The following is a 1,945-nucleotide window of genomic DNA, read 5'->3' as shown; positions in this document are numbered from 1 at the left end:
CCCATTCCACGCGAAAGCTGCCACTGATTCCACGGCAAAGCTGCCACCCTGGCAGGCTGCCTGATTCCCCCATCAAAACGTCCGGCGCGGGATAACTAACGGTACTCTGCTCCTTTTCATCCGGAGAGGGCCAGATGCCAGCGAAGAGGTTATCCATGCGTAAAATCAAAGAAGTCCTTCGCCTCAAGTGGGAGCGAGGGCTTAGCAACCGACAGGTTGCCGCAGCCTGCGGCATCAGTCGCCCCACTGTGAGCGAGTATCTGCGGCGTGCTGCTGAGGCGGAGCTTGGCTGGCCGCTGCCAGAGGATCTGAGTGAAGCCCAGCTGGAGCAACGGCTGTTCCCGCCACCACCGGATCTACCGGCACAGGTCCGAGGCATTCCAGACTGGCAGCGGATCCACGATGAGCTCCGGGGCAAGAACGTCACCCTGTTCCTGCTCTGGCAGGAGTACCGGGAAGCCAATCCGGATGGCTACCAGTACAGCTGGTTCTGCGAGCACTACCGGGCCTGGCAGGGCAAGCTGGATCTGGTGATGCGTCAGGACCACCGAGCCGGTGAAAAGCTGTTCGTGGACTATGCTGGGCACACGGTGCCCGTCATTGATCGCACCACCGGTGAGATCCATGAGGCGCAAGTCTTTGTGGCGGTGATGGGTGCGTCCAATTACACCTACGCCGAGGCCACCTGGAGCCAGACCCTGCCGGACTGGATCGGCTCTCACATCCGGACTTTCGAGTTCTTGGGCGGCGTGCCGGAACTGGTGGTTCCGGATAACCTCCGTTCCGGCGTCAGCAAGGCCCATCGCTACGAGCCGGATCTCAATCCGACCTATCAGGATATGGCTAGCCATTATGGCGTGGCCGTTGTCCCCACACGGGTTCGCAAGCCCCGTGACAAGGCCAAGGTGGAAGGTGGCGTATTGATCGTTGAGCGCTGGATCCTGGCGGCCCTGCGCCACCGTCAGCACTTCTCCCTGGGGCAGCTCAACGCCACCATCCGTGAGCTGTTGGAGAAGCTCAATAGCCGCCCCTTCCGCAAGTTGCCCGGGTGCCGGCTTGATCACTTCAAACAGCTGGACCAGCCGGTTCTACAACCGCTACCCGCCGAGCCGTATGTCTACGCCGAGTGGAAAAAAGCCCGGGTACACATCGACTACCACGTGGCCATCGATGGGCATTACTACTCGGTGCCCTACACCCTGATCAAGAAAGAGGTGGAGGTCCGGATCACCCACAACACCATCGAATGCTTCCACCGAGGCAACCGGATCGCCAGCCACCGGCGTTCGGATCAGAAGGGTCGGCATAGCACCATCGCCGCTCACATGCCGGAGTCCCATCGCCAAGCCGGCGAGTGGACCCCAGAGCGACTGACCGCCTGGGCAGCCAAGACTGGACCGGCAACTGAAAAGCTTATCCGTACCGCGCTGGGGGCAAGAAAGCATCCGCAACAGGCCTATCGGTCCTGTCTGGGCATTCTCCGGCTGGGCCAGAGCTACGGCGAGGCACGATTAGAACGTGCCTGCCAACGCGCCCTGATGCTGGGCAGTTGCCGATACAAGAGCATCGAATCCATCCTCAAGCACCGCCTGGATGAGCAGCCCCTGGAAGAGCAACAAGAACTGGCCTTACCTGACACACACGACAACATCCGCGGCCCTGCCTACTACCACTGAAGGAATCTGACATGTTGAAACATCCCACACTGGATAAGCTCCACGCCCTCAAACTGACCGGCATGGCCGCCGCCCTGGAGGATCAGTCGGCCACCCCCGACATCACCGATCTGAGCTTCGAGGAGCGCCTCGGGCTGCTGGTCGACCGGGAAATGACGGAACGGGACAACCGGCGCATGAGCAGCCGGCTACGCCGGGCCAAACTGCGACACGCCGCCATCCTCGAAGACATTGATTACCGGAACTCACGCGGCCTGGATAAAGGGCTT

Annotated in this window: 1 protein-coding gene and 1 pseudogene; both read left to right on the top strand. The window is 61.2% G+C overall.

Annotated elements, in window-relative coordinates:
* The first annotated feature begins 134 nt into the window (after positions 1-134).
* Complete coding sequence (istA, locus tag Q668_RS08910; RefSeq protein ID WP_011783372.1) at positions 135-1,676, top strand: IS21-like element ISSpu5 family transposase; 1,542 nt, start codon at positions 135-137, stop codon at positions 1,674-1,676.
* Between the two features lie 11 nt (positions 1,677-1,687).
* Positions 1,688-1,945, top strand: a pseudogene (gene istB / locus Q668_RS08905) (IS21-like element ISSpu5 family helper ATPase IstB); the annotation flags it as partial.

This window comes from Marinobacter sp. ES-1, from assembly GCF_000475255.1.
In the GTDB taxonomy this organism is placed as follows: Bacteria; Pseudomonadota; Gammaproteobacteria; order Pseudomonadales; family Oleiphilaceae; genus Marinobacter; species Marinobacter vinifirmus.
Note: the sequence above shows the minus strand (reverse complement) of the source record. Positions and strands in the feature narration are given on the sequence as shown.